We start from the raw sequence: 22,709 nt of genomic DNA on the forward strand, positions 1-22,709 counted from the left end.
GTTTGTAAAGTTCTCAATGTATTCCTTAATGGAATACACCAACAAACACATTCAAGTGTGCTTGGTATCGAAGCTTACTGATTCAGTAAGTCTTCAAATTGAGTCCGGCAAAATCAGTCACACACTCATGTAAATTAAATGTGTGACACCTAGGTTGTTTAACAACAACCCGAAACTCCTTCGGGTTGTATGGTTAAGTGACTAAGCGTACACGGTGGATGCCTTGGCAGTCAGAGGCGATGAAGGACGTAGTAACTTGCGATAAGCTCAGATTAGGCAGTAACAGCCACTTGAGTCTGAGATTTCCGAATGGGGAAACCCAACTGCATAAGCAGTTACTGTTAACTGAATACATAGGTTAACAGAGCGAACCGGGGGAACTGAAACATCTAAGTACCCCGAGGAGAAGAAATCAACCGAGATTCCGATAGTAGCGGCGAGCGAAATTGGATTAGCCCTTAAGCTTTACATGCGTCAGGTGAAGGTTCTGGAAAGGACCGCGAAACAGGGTGATAGCCCCGTAGCCGACAGCGCATGTTCAGTGAAATCGAGTAGGGCGGGACACGTGTTATCCTGTCTGAATATGGGGGGACCATCCTCCAAGGCTAAATACTCCTGACTGACCGATAGTGAACCAGTACCGTGAGGGAAAGGCGAAAAGAACCCCTGTGAGGGGAGTGAAATAGAACCTGAAACCGTGTACGTACAAGCAGTAGGAGCCTCCTTTGTGGGGTGACTGCGTACCTTTTGTATAATGGGTCAGCGACTTATATTCAGTGGCAAGGTTAACCATATAGGGGAGCCGTAGGGAAACCGAGTCTTAACTGGGCGTTCAGTCTCTGGATATAGACCCGAAACCGGGTGATCTAGCCATGGGCAGGTTGAAGGTTGAGTAACATCAACTGGAGGACCGAACCGACTAATGTTGAAAAATTAGCGGATGACTTGTGGCTAGGGGTGAAAGGCCAATCAAACTCGGAGATAGCTGGTTCTCCCCGAAAGCTATTTAGGTAGCGCCTCGGACGAATACTACTGGGGGTAGAGCACTGTTAAGGCTAGGGGGTCATCCCGACTTACCAACCCTTTGCAAACTCCGAATACCAGTAAGTAATATCCGGGAGACACACGGCGGGTGCTAACGTCCGTCGTGGAGAGGGAAACAACCCAGACCGCCAGCTAAGGTCCCAAATTACAGCTAAGTGGGAAACGATGTGGGAAGGCTCAGACAGCTAGGATGTTGGCTTAGAAGCAGCCATCATTTAAAGAAAGCGTAATAGCTCACTAGTCGAGTCGGCCTGCGCGGAAGATGTAACGGGGCTAAGCTGTAAACCGAAGCTGCGGCAATGCGATTTATCGTATTGGGTAGGGGAGCGTTCTGTAAGCCGTTGAAGGTGTGTTGTAAAGCATGCTGGAGGTATCAGAAGTGCGAATGCTGACATGAGTAACGACAAGGGGGGTGAAAAACCTCCCCGCCGGAAGACCAAGGGTTCCTGTCCAACGTTAATCGGGGCAGGGTAAGTCGACCCCTAAGGCGAGGCTGAAAAGCGTAGTCGATGGGAAACGGGTTAATATTCCCGTACTTCTTACAATTGCGATGGGGGGACGGAGAAGGCTAGGTGGGCCTGGCGACGGTTGTCCAGGTTCAAGTGCGTAGGCTTGAGAGTTAGGTAAATCCGGCTCTCTTTAAGGCTGAGACACGACGTCGAGCACCTACGGGTGTGAAGTCATTGATGCCATGCTTCCAGGAAAAGCCTCTAAGCTTCAGATTGTAAGGAATCGTACCCCAAACCGACACAGGTGGTCGGGTAGAGAATACCAAGGCGCTTGAGAGAACTCGGGTGAAGGAACTAGGCAAAATGGTACCGTAACTTCGGGAGAAGGTACGCTCTTGATGGTGAAGTCCCTCGCGGATGGAGCTGATGAGAGTCGCAGATACCAGGTGGCTGCAACTGTTTATTAAAAACACAGCACTGTGCAAAATCGTAAGATGACGTATACGGTGTGACGCCTGCCCGGTGCCGGAAGGTTAATTGATGGGGTTAGACTTCGGTCGAAGCTCTTGATCGAAGCCCCGGTAAACGGCGGCCGTAACTATAACGGTCCTAAGGTAGCGAAATTCCTTGTCGGGTAAGTTCCGACCTGCACGAATGGCGTAATGATGGCCACGCTGTCTCCACCCGAGACTCAGTGAAATTGAAATCGCTGTGAAGATGCAGTGTACCCGCGGCTAGACGGAAAGACCCCGTGAACCTTTACTACAGCTTGGCACTGAACATTGAACCTACATGTGTAGGATAGGTGGGAGGCTTTGAAGACGTGACGCCAGTTGCGTTGGAGCCGACCTTGAAATACCACCCTTGTATGTTTGATGTTCTAACTTAGACCCGTTATCCGGGTTGAGGACAGTGCCTGGTGGGTAGTTTGACTGGGGCGGTCTCCTCCCAAAGAGTAACGGAGGAGCACGAAGGTGGGCTAATCACGGTTGGACATCGTGAGGTTAGTGCAATGGCATAAGCCCGCTTAACTGCGAGAATGACGGTTCGAGCAGGTGCGAAAGCAGGTCATAGTGATCCGGTGGTTCTGAATGGAAGGGCCATCGCTCAACGGATAAAAGGTACTCCGGGGATAACAGGCTGATACCGCCCAAGAGTTCATATCGACGGCGGTGTTTGGCACCTCGATGTCGGCTCATCACATCCTGGGGCTGAAGTCGGTCCCAAGGGTATGGCTGTTCGCCATTTAAAGTGGTACGCGAGCTGGGTTTAGAACGTCGTGAGACAGTTCGGTCCCTATCTGCCGTGGGCGTTGGAAGATTGAAGGGGGCTGCTCCTAGTACGAGAGGACCGGAGTGGACGAACCTCTGGTGTTCGGGTTGTGTCGCCAGACGCATTGCCCGGTAGCTAAGTTCGGAATCGATAACCGCTGAAAGCATCTAAGCGGGAAGCGAGCCCTGAGATGAGTCTTCCCTGACAGTTTAACTGTCCTAAAGGGTTGTTCGAGACTAGAACGTTGATAGGCAGGGTGTGTAAGCGTTGTGAGGCGTTGAGCTAACCTGTACTAATTGCCCGTGAGGCTTAACCATACAACACCCAAGGGGTTTTGTACTGGACTCAAAGCTAAGCGCATAAGAATGTGTTGAGAGAATAGAAAACAGCTTTCCGAATTTTAAGAATTTGCTTGGCGACCATAGCGTTTTGGACCCACCTGATTCCATTCCGAACTCAGAAGTGAAACGAAACAGCGTCGATGGTAGTGTGGGGTCTCCCCATGTGAGAGTAGAACATCGCCAGGCTTTAATTTGCACTTGCTTAAACTTTAAGCAAGTCACCATAGAGCTCTAAAAAACTTAGAGTTTTATGTTGACTTTCACGGTGTGAAGCGTAATATACGCGTCCTGCCTAAGTGCTAACGCACTGAAAGCAAAGCTCTTTAACAATATAAACCTATCAATCTGTGTGGGCACTCGTTGATGATAATCGAAGATGATTCTAAAGAATCAACTTAGGTATCAATGAACTGAGTGACCAATCGATACTTCGGTATCGGCACAGTCAATTCATTATCGTTCTGTTGGAACGATAATAGCTTTGAATTACTAAGGTAATTTGAAGTCAGTATTCATTGAGCCACAAAATCTTAAATTGAAGAGTTTGATCATGGCTCAGATTGAACGCTGGCGGCAGGCCTAACACATGCAAGTCGAGCGGCAGCGACAACATTGAACCTTCGGGGGATTTGTTGGGCGGCGAGCGGCGGACGGGTGAGTAATGCCTGGGAAATTGCCCTGATGTGGGGGATAACCATTGGAAACGATGGCTAATACCGCATGATAGCTTCGGCTCAAAGAGGGGGACCTTCGGGCCTCTCGCGTCAGGATATGCCCAGGTGGGATTAGCTAGTTGGTGAGGTAAGGGCTCACCAAGGCGACGATCCCTAGCTGGTCTGAGAGGATGATCAGCCACACTGGAACTGAGACACGGTCCAGACTCCTACGGGAGGCAGCAGTGGGGAATATTGCACAATGGGCGCAAGCCTGATGCAGCCATGCCGCGTGTATGAAGAAGGCCTTCGGGTTGTAAAGTACTTTCAGCAGTGAGGAAGGGGGTATCGTTAATAGCGGTATTCTTTGACGTTAGCTGCAGAAGAAGCACCGGCTAACTCCGTGCCAGCAGCCGCGGTAATACGGAGGGTGCGAGCGTTAATCGGAATTACTGGGCGTAAAGCGCATGCAGGTGGTTTGTTAAGTCAGATGTGAAAGCCCGGGGCTCAACCTCGGAATTGCATTTGAAACTGGCAGGCTAGAGTACTGTAGAGGGGGGTAGAATTTCAGGTGTAGCGGTGAAATGCGTAGAGATCTGAAGGAATACCGGTGGCGAAGGCGGCCCCCTGGACAGATACTGACACTCAGATGCGAAAGCGTGGGGAGCAAACAGGATTAGATACCCTGGTAGTCCACGCCGTAAACGATGTCTACTTGGAGGTTGTGGCCTTGAGCCGTGGCTTTCGGAGCTAACGCGTTAAGTAGACCGCCTGGGGAGTACGGTCGCAAGATTAAAACTCAAATGAATTGACGGGGGCCCGCACAAGCGGTGGAGCATGTGGTTTAATTCGATGCAACGCGAAGAACCTTACCTACTCTTGACATCCAGAGAACTTAGCAGAGATGCTTTGGTGCCTTCGGGAACTCTGAGACAGGTGCTGCATGGCTGTCGTCAGCTCGTGTTGTGAAATGTTGGGTTAAGTCCCGCAACGAGCGCAACCCTTATCCTTGTTTGCCAGCGAGTAATGTCGGGAACTCCAGGGAGACTGCCGGTGATAAACCGGAGGAAGGTGGGGACGACGTCAAGTCATCATGGCCCTTACGAGTAGGGCTACACACGTGCTACAATGGCGCATACAGAGGGCAGCCAACTTGCGAAAGTGAGCGAATCCCAAAAAGTGCGTCGTAGTCCGGATTGGAGTCTGCAACTCGACTCCATGAAGTCGGAATCGCTAGTAATCGTGGATCAGAATGCCACGGTGAATACGTTCCCGGGCCTTGTACACACCGCCCGTCACACCATGGGAGTGGGCTGCAAAAGAAGCAGGTAGTTTAACCTTCGGGAGGACGCTTGCCACTTTGTGGTTCATGACTGGGGTGAAGTCGTAACAAGGTAGCGCTAGGGGAACCTGGCGCTGGATCACCTCCTTATACGAATGATTATTGCGATGAGTGTTCACACAGATTGATGGTTTATACGTTTTAGAGACGATACTGGGTCTGTAGCTCAGGTGGTTAGAGCGTTCGCCTGATAAGCGAGAGGTCGGTGGTTCGAGTCCACTCAGACCCACCAATCTTCCTCCCAGAGGATTGGCACACAGTATCAACACCTGATGGGGCTATAGCTCAGCTGGGAGAGCGCCTGCCTTGCACGCAGGAGGTCAGCAGTTCGATCCTGCTTAGCTCCACCATCTTTAAGCACATTTGCTTAAGTGTTCTTAAACATGGTTTTCATTAGAAAATCTGCTCTTTAACAATTTGGAAAGCTGACAAAACAACAATTTATTGTTGTTTGTAAAGTTCTCAATGTATTCCTTAATGGAATACACCAACAAACACATTCAAGTGTGCTTGGTATCGAAGCTTACTGATTCAGTAAGTCTTCAAATTGAGTCCGGCAAAATCAGTCACACACTCATGTAAATTAAATGTGTGACACCTAGGTTGTTTAACAACAACCCGAAACTCCTTCGGGTTGTATGGTTAAGTGACTAAGCGTACACGGTGGATGCCTTGGCAGTCAGAGGCGATGAAGGACGTAGTAACTTGCGATAAGCTCAGATTAGGCAGTAACAGCCACTTGAGTCTGAGATTTCCGAATGGGGAAACCCAACTGCATAAGCAGTTACTGTTAACTGAATACATAGGTTAACAGAGCGAACCGGGGGAACTGAAACATCTAAGTACCCCGAGGAGAAGAAATCAACCGAGATTCCGATAGTAGCGGCGAGCGAAATTGGATTAGCCCTTAAGCTTTACATGCGTCAGGTGAAGGTTCTGGAAAGGACCGCGAAACAGGGTGATAGCCCCGTAGCCGACAGCGCATGTTCAGTGAAATCGAGTAGGGCGGGACACGTGTTATCCTGTCTGAATATGGGGGGACCATCCTCCAAGGCTAAATACTCCTGACTGACCGATAGTGAACCAGTACCGTGAGGGAAAGGCGAAAAGAACCCCTGTGAGGGGAGTGAAATAGAACCTGAAACCGTGTACGTACAAGCAGTAGGAGCCTCCTTTGTGGGGTGACTGCGTACCTTTTGTATAATGGGTCAGCGACTTATATTCAGTGGCAAGGTTAACCATATAGGGGAGCCGTAGGGAAACCGAGTCTTAACTGGGCGTTCAGTCTCTGGATATAGACCCGAAACCGGGTGATCTAGCCATGGGCAGGTTGAAGGTTGAGTAACATCAACTGGAGGACCGAACCGACTAATGTTGAAAAATTAGCGGATGACTTGTGGCTAGGGGTGAAAGGCCAATCAAACTCGGAGATAGCTGGTTCTCCCCGAAAGCTATTTAGGTAGCGCCTCGGACGAATACTACTGGGGGTAGAGCACTGTTAAGGCTAGGGGGTCATCCCGACTTACCAACCCTTTGCAAACTCCGAATACCAGTAAGTAATATCCGGGAGACACACGGCGGGTGCTAACGTCCGTCGTGGAGAGGGAAACAACCCAGACCGCCAGCTAAGGTCCCAAATTACAGCTAAGTGGGAAACGATGTGGGAAGGCTCAGACAGCTAGGATGTTGGCTTAGAAGCAGCCATCATTTAAAGAAAGCGTAATAGCTCACTAGTCGAGTCGGCCTGCGCGGAAGATGTAACGGGGCTAAGCTGTAAACCGAAGCTGCGGCAATGCGATTTATCGTATTGGGTAGGGGAGCGTTCTGTAAGCCGTTGAAGGTGTGTTGTAAAGCATGCTGGAGGTATCAGAAGTGCGAATGCTGACATGAGTAACGACAAGGGGGGTGAAAAACCTCCCCGCCGGAAGACCAAGGGTTCCTGTCCAACGTTAATCGGGGCAGGGTAAGTCGACCCCTAAGGCGAGGCTGAAAAGCGTAGTCGATGGGAAACGGGTTAATATTCCCGTACTTCTTACAATTGCGATGGGGGGACGGAGAAGGCTAGGTGGGCCTGGCGACGGTTGTCCAGGTTCAAGTGCGTAGGCTTGAGAGTTAGGTAAATCCGGCTCTCTTTAAGGCTGAGACACGACGTCGAGCATCTACGGATGTGAAGTCATTGATGCCATGCTTCCAGGAAAAGCCTCTAAGCTTCAGATTGTAAGGAATCGTACCCCAAACCGACACAGGTGGTCGGGTAGAGAATACCAAGGCGCTTGAGAGAACTCGGGTGAAGGAACTAGGCAAAATGGTACCGTAACTTCGGGAGAAGGTACGCTCTTGATGGTGAAGTCCCTCGCGGATGGAGCTGATGAGAGTCGCAGATACCAGGTGGCTGCAACTGTTTATTAAAAACACAGCACTGTGCAAAATCGTAAGATGACGTATACGGTGTGACGCCTGCCCGGTGCCGGAAGGTTAATTGATGGGGTTAGACTTCGGTCGAAGCTCTTGATCGAAGCCCCGGTAAACGGCGGCCGTAACTATAACGGTCCTAAGGTAGCGAAATTCCTTGTCGGGTAAGTTCCGACCTGCACGAATGGCGTAATGATGGCCACGCTGTCTCCACCCGAGACTCAGTGAAATTGAAATCGCTGTGAAGATGCAGTGTACCCGCGGCTAGACGGAAAGACCCCGTGAACCTTTACTACAGCTTGGCACTGAACATTGAACCTACATGTGTAGGATAGGTGGGAGGCTTTGAAGACGTGACGCCAGTTGCGTTGGAGCCGACCTTGAAATACCACCCTTGTATGTTTGATGTTCTAACTTAGACCCGTTATCCGGGTTGAGGACAGTGCCTGGTGGGTAGTTTGACTGGGGCGGTCTCCTCCCAAAGAGTAACGGAGGAGCACGAAGGTGGGCTAATCACGGTTGGACATCGTGAGGTTAGTGCAATGGCATAAGCCCGCTTAACTGCGAGAATGACGGTTCGAGCAGGTGCGAAAGCAGGTCATAGTGATCCGGTGGTTCTGAATGGAAGGGCCATCGCTCAACGGATAAAAGGTACTCCGGGGATAACAGGCTGATACCGCCCAAGAGTTCATATCGACGGCGGTGTTTGGCACCTCGATGTCGGCTCATCACATCCTGGGGCTGAAGTCGGTCCCAAGGGTATGGCTGTTCGCCATTTAAAGTGGTACGCGAGCTGGGTTTAGAACGTCGTGAGACAGTTCGGTCCCTATCTGCCGTGGGCGTTGGAAGATTGAAGGGGGCTGCTCCTAGTACGAGAGGACCGGAGTGGACGAACCTCTGGTGTTCGGGTTGTGTCGCCAGACGCATTGCCCGGTAGCTAAGTTCGGAATCGATAACCGCTGAAAGCATCTAAGCGGGAAGCGAGCCCTGAGATGAGTCTTCCCTGACAGTTTAACTGTCCTAAAGGGTTGTTCGAGACTAGAACGTTGATAGGCAGGGTGTGTAAGCGTTGTGAGGCGTTGAGCTAACCTGTACTAATTGCCCGTGAGGCTTAACCATACAACACCCAAGGGGTTTTGTACTGGACTCAAAGCTAAGCGCATAAGAATGTGTTGAGAGAATAGAAAACAGCTTTCCGAATTTTAAGAATTTGCTTGGCGACCATAGCGTTTTGGACCCACCTGATTCCATTCCGAACTCAGAAGTGAAACGAAACAGCGTCGATGGTAGTGTGGGGTCTCCCCATGTGAGAGTAGAACATCGCCAGGCTTTAAATTTAGACTCTTGAGTCTAACCAGTGCGGAGCGGTAGTTCAGTTGGTTAGAATACCGGCCTGTCACGCCGGGGGTCGCGGGTTCGAGTCCCGTCCGCTCCGCCACTTATTTTGAAAACCCAGTCTTTGACTGGGTTTTTTGCTATCTGGCGTTTAGAAAACGCACCGAATCTCTATCCTTTATCTCAGCGCGATTGCTCATTCAGCTCCCCTTCCCCTTCTCACGTTATGTTTATCTGGCTTGATGAGGTTACCTACACAGCATCGTGCCACCTCCGCTCCTATCCTTTTATGAATTGCACATCATGATTAGATTCCACACCAATGACCCCATTACTGGTTGACCCCATTGCTGATGGTGCGATTCTGAGGTCTATAGGGAGTCTCTCAAGGGCGGTATCGTCTGAGCAGCATGACAAACCGATGAGACAGCATGTGATTTGAGGAAGTGCTCGATGATGTATTGAGACGTTGAGATAGAAGAGCGGGGGAGTCGAGACAAAAAAGCCGATGCACAGGCATCGGCTCAAAGAGGAGGGAGTCGCTCAGAGGATTTGTTTCAGCACTCGGTCGGCTTTGACGCGGGTGATTTTACGAATCAAATGCTGATGCTGAATGGTTATCGAGGCGTTCTCAACGTTGATCATCCCTGATTACCTATGTTCGTAACAACCGACATGCCTACGATAACTGGATAAGGAAGAGGAAGGATGTGGCGGCAATAAAAAAGCAGCAACTAAGTTGCTGCTTTCACCATGGATGACGATGGTGCCTTTAAACGTTTTGTTCTTGCTGTTCTTTGGCTTGTTCTGCCTCGCTTTTCGCAACCTGCAGTTCGTGTTCCATTTCTTTTTCAGCTTGCTTCGCTTTCTCAATCATTGGGGTAATGGTTGACCCTTGAATCAAGATAGAGAATACCACCACGGAATAAGTCATCACCAGAATCAGCTCTTTCACGTCAATGAGCTTGTCTGGAATCACCATCATGCCAGATGGAATTGATAGTGCCATTGCGAGCGCCAAACCACCGCGCAAGCCACCCCATGTCAGGATCTTAATCGACCAAGGGTTGTATTTCCGGTAACGCTTAAAACCGATGTAAGACACGAACACACTCAGGTAACGCGCGCACAGAACCAGTGGAATCGAGATGGCCATCATGATCCAGTCTTCCTCGTGGAATTCAAATAGCAGCATCGACATACCGATCAGCAGGAACAGTACGCCGTTGAGGAACTCGTCGACCAATTCCCAGAAGTGATCCAAATGTTCTTCACTCTCTTTCGAGAAACCGATAAAGCGGGTCCAGTTACCAATCATGATGCCCGACACTACCATTGCTAGCGGGCCAGAGACGTGAATCACATCAGCAAACACATAACCTGCGGTTGGAATACCAATGGTCAGTAACAGCTCCATGGAGTGGTCGTCAGTGGCACTGATCAAGTAGTGGAAAATTAGACCCAATACGAAACCATACAGAATGCCGCCCATGGCTTCTTGTGCAAACAAACCAAACACACTGCCGACGGTTGGTGTTTCATGGCCGAATGCGATGGTAAAGATGGTCACGAAGATCACCAGACCAAAGCCGTCGTTAAACAGCGATTCGCCTTCGATTTGCGTGGAAATACGTTTTGGGGCGTTGAGTTTTTTGACGATGGCCAGAACAGCGATGGGGTCGGTTGGTGAAATCAGTGCGCCAAACAGCAGGCAGTAGACTAAATCAAATTGGATACCGATAAGCTGACAGAGGCCGTAGAGACCGAAACCAATGAAGAAGGTTGAGAAGAGCGTCGCACCCAGTGCTAAAACCGTAATTTCCCACTTTTGATCTTTCAGGTTCGGCAGTTTAATGCCCAGACCACCGGCAAATAGAAGGAATCCTAAAATGCCTTTGAGGAGGAAGTTTTCGAAGTTGATGCTGGTGACTGTTTCAGTAGCAATTTGAGTCAGATGAAACCAGTTATTCTGACCGGCGATGAGGATAAGTAAGGAAAGCAACATGGACCCGGCAGTGATTGCAATCGTGGTTTGCATCTTACCTATCTTACTGTTTAAAAAGGCGATCATCATTGCCGCAGCAGATAGAAAGCACAGAGTATAGTAGACCGACATTTTCTTCTCGTTGTGTAACAAAATATGAACGAAATTGTCCTTCGATGCTGGGTAAATAGCAAACACTTTTTTATATACCCTTTTATCAATTCGCGGGTCAATGAATCGAGTAAATTTGCTGTTTTAGACGTCTAGATTTCTATTCAATGTGTGATAGGATGGGAAAAAAGCAAAAGGAATGAGGCTGTATTGTGGGAACTAATGTAAGACACCAAATTGAATCGCAACTGCAACAGCGAATCTTGTTGATCGACGGTGGTATGGGCACCATGATCCAAGGATATAAGCTGGAAGAGCAGGATTATCGCGGTGAACGTTTTGCCGACTGGCACAGTGATCTGAAGGGAAATAATGACCTGTTGGTACTTACTCAGCCTCAGTTGATCAAAGAGATTCATACCGCTTACCTCGAAGCGGGCGCCGACATACTCGAAACCAACACCTTCAATGCCACCACCATTGCGATGGCGGATTACGACATGCAATCGCTGAGTGCTGAGATCAATTTGGCAGCAGCGAAGCTCGCGCGTGAAGCGGCAGACGAATGGACGGCGAAAACGCCGCATAAACCTCGCTATGTGGCTGGCGTGCTTGGCCCAACCAACCGTACGTGTTCGATTTCACCGGATGTGAACGACCCCGGCTATCGAAATGTCACCTTTGATCAGTTGGTTGAAGCGTATTCTGAATCGACGCGCGCACTGATTAAGGGCGGCAGTGATCTCATCCTGATTGAAACCATCTTCGATACACTGAACGCCAAAGCGTGTGCGTTTGCGGTCGAGTCGGTATTTGAAGAGTTGGGCATTGAATTGCCCGTGATGATTTCAGGCACCATTACGGATGCCTCTGGTCGTACGTTGTCGGGCCAAACCACAGAAGCCTTCTATAACGCCCTGCGTCACGTGCGCCCAATTTCTTTTGGCTTGAACTGTGCTTTGGGTCCTGACGAACTACGTCAATACGTGGAAGAGTTATCACGTATTGCCGAATGTCATGTCTCTGCTCACCCCAACGCCGGCTTACCCAATGCCTTTGGTGAATACGACCTTTCCGCAGAGGAGATGGCCGAGCACATTGAAGAATGGGCCAAAACGGGTTTCCTCAATTTAGTGGGCGGCTGTTGTGGGACGACGCCGGAACACATTGCTGCAATGGCGAAAGCCGTGGAAGGCGTGACGCCTCGCGCGTTGCCAACGCTCAATGTGGAATGTCGTCTCTCGGGCCTTGAGCCGCTGAACATCGCCAAAGAAACGCTGTTTGTGAACGTGGGGGAACGCACCAACGTGACCGGTTCGGCACGTTTCAAGCGCCTGATTAAAGAAGAGCTGTATGACGAAGCGCTCGATGTCGCGCGTGAACAGGTCGAAAATGGCGCGCAGATCATCGACATCAACATGGATGAAGGCATGTTAGATGCCGAAGCTTGTATGGTGCGCTTTCTGAACCTCTGTGCGTCGGAGCCAGAGATTTCGAAAGTTCCGGTGATGGTCGACTCATCCAAGTGGGAAGTCATCGAAGCGGGCCTGAAATGCATTCAGGGTAAAGGTATCGTGAACTCCATCTCCCTCAAAGAGGGAAAAGAGAAATTCGTTCAACAGGCGAAACTCGTACGTCGCTACGGCGCCGCGGTGATTGTGATGGCGTTCGATGAAGTTGGCCAAGCCGATACTCGTGAACGTAAATTAGAAATCTGTCGCCGCGCTTACCATATTCTGGTTGATGAAGTGGGTTTCCCACCAGAGGACATCATTTTTGACCCGAACATCTTCGCGGTCGCGACCGGTATCGATGAACACAATAACTATGCGCTCGACTTTATTAACGCGGTTGCGGACATCAAACGCGATTTGCCGCATGCCATGATCTCTGGCGGTGTCTCCAACGTGTCGTTCTCCTTCCGCGGCAACAACTATGTGCGTGAAGCGATCCACGCGGTGTTCCTGTATCACTGTTTCAAAAACGGCATGGACATGGGCATCGTGAATGCCGGCCAGCTGGAAATTTACGACAACGTGCCAGAGACGCTGCGGGAAGCGGTCGAAGATGTGATCCTCAACCGTCACAACGACGCGACCGAACGCCTACTGGAGATTGCTGATGCGTATCGCGAAAACGCGGTGGGCAAACAGGACGATGCGTCTGCGCTTGAATGGCGGACTTGGCCAGTTGCGAAACGTCTGGAACATGCGTTGGTCAAAGGGATTACCGAATTTATTGTTGAAGATACCGAAGAAGCACGCGTCAATGCGAGCAAGCCGCTGGAAGTGATTGAAGGCCCGCTGATGGACGGCATGAACGTGGTGGGCGATCTATTTGGCGAAGGCAAAATGTTCCTGCCGCAGGTGGTGAAGTCGGCGCGCGTGATGAAGCAGGCGGTGGCGCACTTAGAACCGTATATCAATGCTGAAAAACAATCGGGCTCAACCAACGGTAAGATCCTGCTTGCGACAGTGAAAGGCGATGTGCATGACATCGGTAAGAACATTGTCGGTGTGGTATTGCAGTGTAATAACTACGAAATCATTGACTTGGGTGTGATGGTGCCGTGTGAACAGATCCTTAAAGTGGCGCGTGAGCAGAACGTCGACATCATCGGTTTGTCTGGTCTGATCACACCATCGCTGGATGAAATGGTACACGTCGCCAAAGAAATGGAGCGTCAAGGGTTTGATTTGCCGTTGCTGATTGGCGGTGCGACGACCTCGAAAGCGCATACCGCGGTGAAGATTGAGCAAAACTATCATCAGCCTGTGGTGTATGTAAACAATGCCTCACGCGCGGTGGGGGTGTGTACCTCATTGCTGTCGAATGAGTTGCGTCCAGCCTTTATTGAAAAATTGGATTTGGACTACGAACGCACACGTGATCAACATGCGCGTAAAACGCCGAAGACGCGTCCGGTGACACTTGCGGAAGCTCGGGCAAATAAGGCGCCGATTGATTGGGATAGCTACACACCGCCAGTGCCAGCCAAACCTGGCGTCCATGTGTTTGAACACTTTGAGCTATCTACATTGCGTCAGTACATCGACTGGACGCCATTTTTCATGACCTGGTCGCTGATGGGTAAATACCCTGCGATCTTGCAACACGAAGAAGTGGGCGAGGAGGCGCAGCGTCTGTTTAGAGATGCCAACGAATTGCTGGACAAGGTTGAACGAGAGGGGTTACTCAAAGCCAGCGGTATGTGCGCGTTGTTCCCAGCCGCGAGTGTCGGGGATGACATTGAAGTGTACCGCGATGAGTCGCGTACGGAAGTGGCGCACACGCTGTATAACCTACGCCAGCAAACCCACAAGCCCAAAGGAGCAAACTACTGCTTGTCGGATTACATCGCGCCGAAATCGAGTGGTAAAAAGGATTGGATTGGTGCATTTGCGGTCACGGGCGGGATTGGCGAACGTGAGTTGGCGGATCAATACAAAGCGCAGGGCGATGATTACAATGCGATCATGATTCAAGCGGTGGCGGATCGTTTGGCTGAAGCATTTGCGGAATACCTGCATGAAAAAGTGCGCAAAGAGATTTGGGGCTACGCGACGGATGAAAACCTGTCGAACGACGAACTGATTCGCGAAAAATATCAGGGGATTCGTCCAGCGCCCGGTTATCCCGCGTGTCCTGAGCATACTGAGAAAGGCACCCTGTGGGAGATGCTTAAGGTTGAAGAGACGATTGGCATGTCGCTGACCACCAGTTATGCGATGTGGCCGGGTGCATCAGTGTCGGGCTGGTATTTCTCGCATCCGGATTCACGCTACTTTGCCATTGCGCAGATTCAAGATGATCAGGTGCAAAGCTACGCTCAGCGCAAAGGGTGGGATCACCTCGAAGCTGAAAAATGGCTTGGGCCCAATATCAACGGCTAAGTACTGAAATAGCACAGCACAGAAACAACAAAGGTCACCCTCGGGTGACCTTTTCTTTATGCGTGTGACTCATGAAAGCGACTTATTACTCGAACAGATCTTCATGCAGTTTCTGAATCACGTTCTTCGACACGGGGGCATCGACCAAGAAACACAGGTTGTGATCACTGGCGCCGTAGCAAATCATGCGCAGGTTGAAGTCACCCAATGTGCTGAATACTTGTTTGGCGTAGCCTTTGGTTTCCATCTGGTTACCGATCAACGCCACCAGACACAGGTTGTGTTCCACCTCGACTGTCGCCAATTCTTCCAGTTCTGCACGAGCCTCTTGCGGCAGCTCCGGTGCGCCGCCAGCGGTGTCGGTTTTGTCTAATGTGAGCGAAACACTGATCTCTGAGGTGGTGATCAGATCGACGGAGATTTTGTACTTGGCCAGCACCTCAAACACTTTGGCGAGGAAGCCGTAAGCGTGGAACATTTTGGCGCTGCGCAGGGTCACCATGGTTTGGTTGCAGCGCAGGGCCAAGGCGCGAAATTGTGGCGAGTTTTCTACTTCTTGGCGAATCCAAGTGCCGCCTTTTTCTGGCTCTTTTGACGAACCGACAAACACCGGGATACCGTGACGAATCGCCGGAACCAGCGTCGAAGGGTGCAGGATCTTGGCGCCAAAGTTGGCCATCTCTGACGCTTCGCTGAAGCTAATCTCTGGAATAGGGGCCGCTTTGGGGGCAATGCGTGGATCGGTGGTGTAGATGCCTGGGACATCCGTCCAGATCTCAAGTCCGCTGGCTTCAACAGCTTCGGCAATCAGCGCCGCGGAATAGTCACTGCCGCCACGCCCTAGTGTGGTGGTGTTGCCTTGTTCATCTGAACCAATAAAGCCTTGCGTGATAACCACGTTTTGCTGGCACAAAGGCACCAGTGTTGCTTTTGCCAGACGCTTAATCTCGTCGAGCTGAGGTTCCGCACGGCCGTAATGATCATCGGTGCGCAGCACGTCGCGAATATCAAAACGTACCGCATTGATGCCTCGCTCGCGCATCAGTTGCGCCAAAATATGCGTCGACATCAGCTCACCACACGCCACTAGATGATCGGTTAGTTTTTTGCTGGATTGAAACGAGGCTGCTTCAGCCGCGCTCGCGACGCTGTCTAAAATCGTGTGTACCTCTTTTTCGACCTGAGTCGGATCCGCCAATTGGTCAATGATGGCATGATGAATATCTGCCAACTGTTTGAGGATCAGGGCGCGTTGTTCTGACTCTTGCACGCCATTGGCCAGTTCAACCAATAGGTTGGTCACACCTGAGCAGGCACTGCTGACCACTAATTTGGTGTGTGGATTGTTTTCAATGATGGCAGAGCAACGGCTCATGGCTTCGAAATTTGCAACACTTGTACCGCCAAATTTGGCGACATTGAATGCACTCACGGCATTTCTCCCAGACTTCCCAGAAAATAAAATGGTTGGTAATCCAACGTCCAATGTTTTGAAGAGAGTGTTCTTAGAGCAAAAAAGAGAGGTGTACTTTGACAGGTTTCCTCAGAAGCTCTTCATCAGCGTTGTACTGATGACAGTTGAAGGGATTCAGCCCATTCAACCGACAAACCAGAACCACAATTCTGATCCATCTCGGCACTGCTCCCCCTGAGTGTTCTGTTTTGGAGTTGAGGCTCCACAAAACACCTGCCTGGGCAGTGCTCCTCTTCTGCTAGATAGCTCAGACATTGAACGGGTTTATGTACTTAATGTCAATCGTAAATGTCTTAGCAAATGAAAATAATTATGCACTGAATGTGACAGTGGTTCGACCTCTAGACCTCCGTCGAATTGTGGTGGCGAACGAATTGGATTAACCTTGATTTTCCTCAACCCCCAAAGCAAGGAGCACTTATGACCATCCGCAGTTTCATTCCCCCACACCGCATTTTGATGGGCCCGGGGCCATCGGATATTTCCCCTCAGGTTTTGCAGGCATTAAGCCGCCCAACAGTTGGCCACTTGGACCCGCTGTTTGTCGGCATGATGGATGAACTCAAGCAGTTGTTGAAATATGCATTCCAAACTCAGAACGATTTTACCATTGCAGTCTCCGCGCCAGGCAGTGCGGGCATGGAAGCGTGTTTCGTCAACTTGGTTGAACCGGGCGATAAAGTGATCGTGTGCCGCAACGGTGTGTTTGGTGAGCGCATGCGTGAAAACGTGGTGCGTTGCGGTGGCGATGTGGTGATTGTGGATGATGCATGGGGCGCCCCCGTCTCGGTTGACAAAGTGGCTGACGCGATCGCACAACATCCTGATGCGAAGATTCTGGCATTTGTGCATGCGGAAACCTCGACCGGCGCGTGCAGTGATGCCCAAGCGTTGGGCGCATTGGCAAAGCAGCATGGCATGTTGACGATTGTCGATGCGGTGACTTCACTCGGCGGAGTGCCGTTGCTGGTGGATGAGTGGCAACTGGATGCAGTGTATTCGGGTAGCCAGAAGTGTTTGTCGTGTGCACCGGGTTTATCGCCGCTGACGTTCTCTGCTCAAGCGATTGAGAAAATACAGTCACGCAAGACGCCGATTCAAAGCTGGTTCCTCGATCAGAGTTTGGTGCTGGGGTATTGGAGCGGGCAGGGTAAACGCAGCTATCACCATACTGCTCCTGTGAATAGTTTATATGCGCTGCATGAAGCGTTATTGATGCTGAAAAATGAAGGGCTGGAAAGCGCGTGGGCACGCCATCGGCAGATGCACGAGAAACTCAAAACGGGGCTGGAACAGCTCGGATTGACGTTTGTGGTGGACGAAGCCAGTCGTTTGCCGCAGTTGAATACGGTTTACATTCCTGACGGGGTTGATGATGCCGCGGTGCGCAATCATCTATTGAATGAATACAACTTAGAAATTGGTGCAGGTTTGGGGGCGTTGGCGGGGAAAGCGTGGCGCATTGGCGTGATGGGTTATGGCGCGCGAGCGGAAAATATTGCGCTATGTCTTAAGGCTTTGGAAGATGCTCTGACGCAATAAATGGCGACGTTGCATGGCAAAAAGTTTTACTGCAAAAAAGGTGGCTGAGGCCACCTTTTTTATTCGTCATCTTCATCCAGATTCGGTACGCTCGAGACCGCCGCAGAGGGCGGCTCGTAGTGCACAGTGGTGAAGTCTTGACGAGGAAACAGGAATTCTGCTTCGGCACGGATCTGTTCGGCGCGGCTGTGATCGCCCAAGCCTTGGTAGGCCAGAATCAGGTTGCTGTAAAACGCAGGGCGAGGTTTGTGTTTGATGATCGCCAACGACCAATCAATATAAGGCTGAATGTATTGCGGCTGCTGATTGTACAAACCGATATTGAGGTAAGTGCTGTAGACGTCCCAATCATAGCGATCCTGCCATACCACGGGATTGGTGACCTGATTCAACAGATCCGGATTCTTTGGATGCGAGCCTTCAAACTTCATCAGAATGTAGTTGGTGTGTAATGCGCTGAGCATATACACCGCCGTCAAGAACGGCAGCAACAAACTGGTGATGCGCAGGGCGGACTTGCTGATTTTGCTAAAGCGCGCAAAGCGATATTTTGCGACGCGCTGGTCGATCCAAAATAGGAGGATCACAAAGGTAATCCAGTGAATGGCAGAGTGATAAAACGGATATTCCAACTGGCTGTGCAGCACCATCGGCAACAACAGCGCAAACATCGCCAGTCGCGTACCTTTTTTGGCCGAACGGATGCGCATCAACACAAATCCTGCCGCAATCGCCATGCCGAGGATCGGCAGCAATCCACCTTCGACACCCCAATACAGGATTTCATTGTGCGGATGATCCATCGCAGGTAAACCGGGCGGGTAGCGGTTGTTCAGTTGATGCTGACGCGCGGTATACAACATGTATTTGGCTTCGAAATTCCCGTAACCGTAACCGGTAAATGGTTTCTCGATCAGCATGTCCACTGCTTGAGGAAAGGTGTAACGGCGCGGACTGTCCAAATCAGCTTTTTGCTCAATCAATTGCGCAGTGCCCGCAGAGTGCCCTGCGGCGAGACCGAGAAGGACACCAGCGAGGGTGGCCAGCAGCCAGTTGATAAAACGCTGACGCGTTGAAAAGCGGTAGAGATACGGCAGAATTAACGCCACCCCGAAGAGGGCCGACAACCACCCTGTCCGCGATGCCAGCACAACCAGCAGGGGGAGCGTCATGAGCGGGGTTAAATAGAGCAGGCTGACTTCACTGAGGTGTTTGTTGTATTTCTTGGGCTGGCGAGCGAGGAGATACCCTGAAAGTACCAACCCCGTGGCCAAGAAGCTGGCCATCACATTCGGTTGTTGGAAAATGCCGTAAGGACGATTAGCCGTGGTGTTGTAGCCAAAGAGATTGCCGGGTTTGAGCTCAAAGTATTGAAACAGGCCAAAGGCGGCTTCTATCAGACAAGCCAGAACGATGAACCAGAGCAAGCGTTGTTTGTGTTTGTTGCTGAAATAAAATTGCTGGAGCACAACAAACAACAGCATCCCAGCCCATAGTCCGGTCAAGCGGCTCAGTGCGCCTTGCCAATTGGCGTTGGTGTAACACATTGGCAGCGTCATGATCACGCAACTGAGTACAAATACGACCGTCAGTTTGGAGTAACGCAGCTTACGGGAATTGGCCAGTTGATAGAGGCCAACGGCGAGCGCAATGCTCAGTACCAGCCACGTGGTGACATTGAACGATAATGCCAATCCGGCGCCGCCCGGATTGGGCATAAAAAAGTGCATGGCGAGCAGGTACACGCCCCCCAACGCAAGCAGAAACGGTTTATTCAACGGAACACTGGGTGCTTGCGGTTCGAGTTGAGTGCCACTCAGTAACAATGTTGCCATAATGTCTCACAACCAAATGGAAAAAAAGAAACCAGCGTGAGGTCGCTGGTTTCGTCACTTTACCGCTTTTTTTTATTTCAACATAGGCTTAAGGAAGCGCGCTGTGTGTGATCCTTCGACCTGCGCCACATCTTCTGGCGTGCCTTGCGCAATAATTTCACCGCCCCCTTGTCCGCCTTCTGGCCCCAAATCGACAATCCAGTCCGCCGTTTTGATGACGTCCAAATTGTGCTCGATCACCACCACGGTGTTGCCGTTATCACGCAAGCGATGCAGCACATCCAACAGCTGCTGAATATCATGGAAGTGCAGGCCAGTTGTGGGTTCATCAAGAATGTACAGCGTTTTACCAGTGTCGCGTTTAGATAGTTCTCGCGCCAACTTCACTCGCTGCGCTTCCCCGCCAGACAGCGTGGTCGCCGCTTGACCAAGACGAATGTAAGACAAACCGACATCGATCAGGGTTTGCAGTTTGCGCGCGATCACCGGAACCGGTTCAAAAAATTCACGCGCATCTTCCACCGTCATGTCCAGCACTTCATCGATGGTTTTGCCTTTATAACGCACTTCCAAAGTTTCGCGGTTGTAACGCTTTCCTTTACACACGTCACACGGCACATACACATCTGGCAGGAAATGCATTTCGACTTTGATCACCCCGTCTCCCTGACACGCCTCACAGCGACCGCCACGGACGTTGAAACTAAAGCGCCCCGGTTTGTAGCCGCGAGAGCGCGATTCTTGCGTGCCGGAAAACAGCTCGCGGATCGGCGTGAAGATGCCGGTGTATGTGGCCGGGTTAGAACGCGGTGTACGGCCGATCGGGCTTTGATCGATGTCGATCACTTTATCGAAATGTTCCAAGCCCTTGATCGATTTGTACGGCGCTGGCGTTGAGGTTGTTGCTCCGTTGAGCGCCACATGCGCAATGTTGAAGAAGGTGTCGTTGATCAGGGTGGATTTACCTGAACCGGAGACGCCCGTGATACAACTGAACAAGCCGACCGGAATCGACAGATTCACGTTTTTGAGGTTGTTGCCGGTCGCGCCGATGAGCTCAACGGTTTTCTTGGCATCGCGGGGAACGCGCTGTTTCGGAATGGCAATCGCTTTGGCACCGCTCAGGTACTGACCGGTTAAGGAGTCTTTGTTCGCGATGATCTCATCCACGGTGCCTTCGGCCACCACAGAGCCACCATGCACGCCGGCACCCGGGCCGATATCAATCACGTGATCCGCCAAACGAATGGCATCTTCATCGTGCTCGACGACCAGCACCGTATTGCCCAGATCGCGCAAATGATTCAGTGTTTTCAATAGGCGTTCGTTGTCACGCTGGTGGAGGCCAATCGACGGCTCATCCAGCACATACATCACCCCCACAAGACCGGCACCGATTTGGCTCGCGAGGCGAATACGTTGCGCTTCACCGCCAGAGAGTGTTTCGGCACTGCGCGACAGGTTGAGGTAGTTGAGGCCGACGTTGACCAGAAATTGCAGGCGGTCGTTGATCTCTTTCATCACCTTCTCGGCGATTTGCGCGCGCTGACCTTCTAGTTTCAGCGACTGAAAGAATGTCAGCGCATCGGCAATGCTCAGCTCGACAATTTGCGGCAGGGTGGTGTCGTTGACAAACACGTTGCGCGCTTCAAGGCGCAGGCGTGTGCCTGCACAGCTCGCACACGGTTTGTTGGAAATGTATTTCACCAACTCTTCGCGTACCGAGCTGGATTCCGTGTCACGGTAGCGACGTTCCAAGGTATTGAGAATGCCTTCAAACGGATGACGTTTGACACGAATGTCGCCACGGTCGTTGATGTATTTAAATTCTACTTCCGTGCGGCCCGAGCCGTGCAGAATGATCTCCTGAGTTTTCTTGGGCAGTTTGTTAAATGGGGTGTGTAGATCAAACCCATAATGATCCGCCAACGAAGTCAGCATTTGGAAGTAGTAGTAGTTTTTCTGATCCCAACCGCGAATGGCACCTTGCGCAAGGCTGAGGTTGGCATCTTGAATCACGCGAGCCGGATCGAAGTATTGTTGCACCCCCAAGCCGTCACACGTTTGGCAGGCGCCCGCAGGGTTGTTGAATGAGAACAGGCGAGGTTCGAGCTCGCGCATGCTGTAACCACAATGCGGACACGCAAAATTGGCAGAGAAGACCTGCTCTTCGCCTTCGCCTTCCATCGGTGCGACGACCACAATCCCGCCAGACAGCTCCAGCGCGGTTTCAAACGATTCCGCCAGACGTTGTTGTAGATCGCTGCGCACTTTAAAGCGGTCGACCACCACTTCAATGGTGTGTTTTTTGTGCAGTTCTAAGGTCGGTGGATCGGACAAGTCGCAGGTTTCCCCATCGATCCGAGCGCGAATAAAGCCCTGAGCGGCGAGGTTTTCCAACGTTTTAACGTGTTCGCCTTTGCGCTCTTTCACAATCGGAGCCAGCAGCATCAGCTTGGCGCCTTCGGGCATTTCCAGCACCTTATCCACCATTTGGCTGATGGTTTGCGCGGTCAGCGGGACTTTGTGCTCCGGACAACGAGGTTCGCCGACGCGAGCGTACAACAGACGCAGGTAATCGTAGACTTCGGTGATGGTTCCGACGGTTGAACGCGGGTTGTGGGATGTCGATTTTTGCTCAATCGAAATCGCCGGAGAGAGGCCTTCAATGTGGTCGACATCCGGTTTTTCCATCAATGACAGAAATTGACGTGCATAAGCTGATAGGGATTCGACGTAGCGACGTTGCCCTTCGGCGTACAAAGTATCAAACGCGAGTGACGATTTGCCTGAGCCGGAGAGGCCGGTGATGACAATCAGTTTGTCGCGTGGAATGGTGAGGTTGATGTTCTTGAGGTTATGGGTACGAGCGCCACGTACTTCGATTTTATCCATCAGATTTGCTCTATGTCATACCAAGTCGAACAAGTATTACATAGAGTGAGATTTGTGCAAAGAAGTACTGGATAAAAAAACAGTTAAAAAGAAAGCCATCGTTTCCGATGGCTTTCATGCGTTCTGC

The 22,709-nt window shown here is 51.0% G+C and carries 6 protein-coding genes, 3 tRNA genes, 5 rRNA genes and 1 riboswitch; of the genes, 10 read left to right on the forward strand and 4 right to left on the reverse strand.

Going from position 1 to position 22,709, the window contains the following annotated elements:
- The first annotated feature begins 191 nt into the window (after positions 1-191).
- The 8 genes from ACS18Q_RS01450 to ACS18Q_RS01485 all read left to right on the forward strand — a co-directional run bounded on the left by ACS18Q_RS01450 (position 192) and on the right by ACS18Q_RS01485 (position 8,951).
- Positions 192-3,082, forward strand: a 23S ribosomal RNA gene (locus tag ACS18Q_RS01450).
- A 94-nt stretch (positions 3,083-3,176) separates the two neighbouring features.
- Positions 3,177-3,292 (forward strand): 5S ribosomal RNA (rrf, locus tag ACS18Q_RS01455).
- Positions 3,293-3,638: 346 nt separating this feature from the next.
- A 16S ribosomal RNA gene (locus tag ACS18Q_RS01460) occupies positions 3,639-5,191 on the forward strand.
- Between the two features lie 65 nt (positions 5,192-5,256).
- Positions 5,257-5,333: transfer RNA gene (locus ACS18Q_RS01465), tRNA-Ile, on the forward strand.
- 42 nt (positions 5,334-5,375) lie between these two features.
- Positions 5,376-5,451, forward strand: a tRNA-Ala gene (locus ACS18Q_RS01470).
- 290 nt (positions 5,452-5,741) lie between these two features.
- Positions 5,742-8,632 (forward strand): 23S ribosomal RNA (locus ACS18Q_RS01475).
- A 94-nt stretch (positions 8,633-8,726) separates the two neighbouring features.
- Positions 8,727-8,842, forward strand: a 5S ribosomal RNA gene (gene rrf, locus ACS18Q_RS01480).
- Together the 16S, 23S and 5S rRNA genes with 3 tRNA genes alongside form the textbook arrangement of a ribosomal RNA operon.
- 32 nt (positions 8,843-8,874) lie before the next feature.
- Positions 8,875-8,951: transfer RNA gene (locus ACS18Q_RS01485), tRNA-Asp, on the forward strand.
- Between the two features lie 669 nt (positions 8,952-9,620).
- On the opposite strand, the gene ACS18Q_RS01490 is transcribed toward ACS18Q_RS01485, so the two are convergent.
- Positions 9,621-10,964 carry a cation:proton antiporter gene (locus ACS18Q_RS01490; RefSeq protein WP_038150628.1) on the reverse strand — a complete coding sequence of 448 codons (1,344 nt, stop codon included), beginning with the start codon at positions 10,962-10,964 and terminating at the stop codon, positions 9,621-9,623.
- Positions 10,965-11,155: 191 nt separating this feature from the next.
- Between ACS18Q_RS01490 and metH the strand changes: the two genes are divergently transcribed.
- Complete coding sequence (metH, locus tag ACS18Q_RS01495) at positions 11,156-14,836, forward strand: methionine synthase (RefSeq protein ID WP_394624190.1); 3,681 nt, start codon at positions 11,156-11,158, stop codon at positions 14,834-14,836.
- A gap of 85 nt (positions 14,837-14,921) precedes the next feature.
- On the opposite strand, the gene lysC is transcribed toward metH, so the two are convergent.
- Complete coding sequence (lysC, locus tag ACS18Q_RS01500) at positions 14,922-16,268, reverse strand: lysine-sensitive aspartokinase 3 (protein ID WP_441257289.1); 1,347 nt, start codon at positions 16,266-16,268, stop codon at positions 14,922-14,924.
- Positions 16,269-16,375: 107 nt separating this feature from the next.
- Positions 16,376-16,553, reverse strand: a riboswitch (Lysine riboswitch).
- Positions 16,554-16,730: 177 nt separating this feature from the next.
- Here lysC and ACS18Q_RS01505 point away from each other — a divergent pair.
- Positions 16,731-17,852 carry a pyridoxal-phosphate-dependent aminotransferase family protein gene (locus ACS18Q_RS01505; RefSeq protein WP_154180664.1) on the forward strand — a complete coding sequence of 374 codons (1,122 nt, stop codon included), beginning with the start codon at positions 16,731-16,733 and terminating at the stop codon, positions 17,850-17,852.
- Positions 17,853-17,911: 59 nt separating this feature from the next.
- On the opposite strand, the gene ACS18Q_RS01510 is transcribed toward ACS18Q_RS01505, so the two are convergent.
- Both ACS18Q_RS01510 and uvrA read right to left on the reverse strand, forming a co-directional pair.
- On the reverse strand, positions 17,912-19,687 hold the full coding sequence (locus ACS18Q_RS01510; RefSeq protein ID WP_441257290.1) for a PglL family O-oligosaccharyltransferase: 1,776 nt from the start codon (positions 19,685-19,687) through the stop codon (positions 17,912-17,914).
- Positions 19,688-19,759: 72 nt separating this feature from the next.
- On the reverse strand, positions 19,760-22,582 hold the full coding sequence (uvrA, locus tag ACS18Q_RS01515) for an excinuclease ABC subunit UvrA (protein ID WP_441257291.1): 2,823 nt from the start codon (positions 22,580-22,582) through the stop codon (positions 19,760-19,762).
- Between the last annotated feature and the right edge of the window lie 127 nt (positions 22,583-22,709).

It is taken from the genome of Vibrio sp. Vf1514 (assembly GCF_052076135.1).
In the GTDB taxonomy this organism is placed as follows: Bacteria; Pseudomonadota; Gammaproteobacteria; order Enterobacterales; family Vibrionaceae; genus Vibrio; species Vibrio furnissii.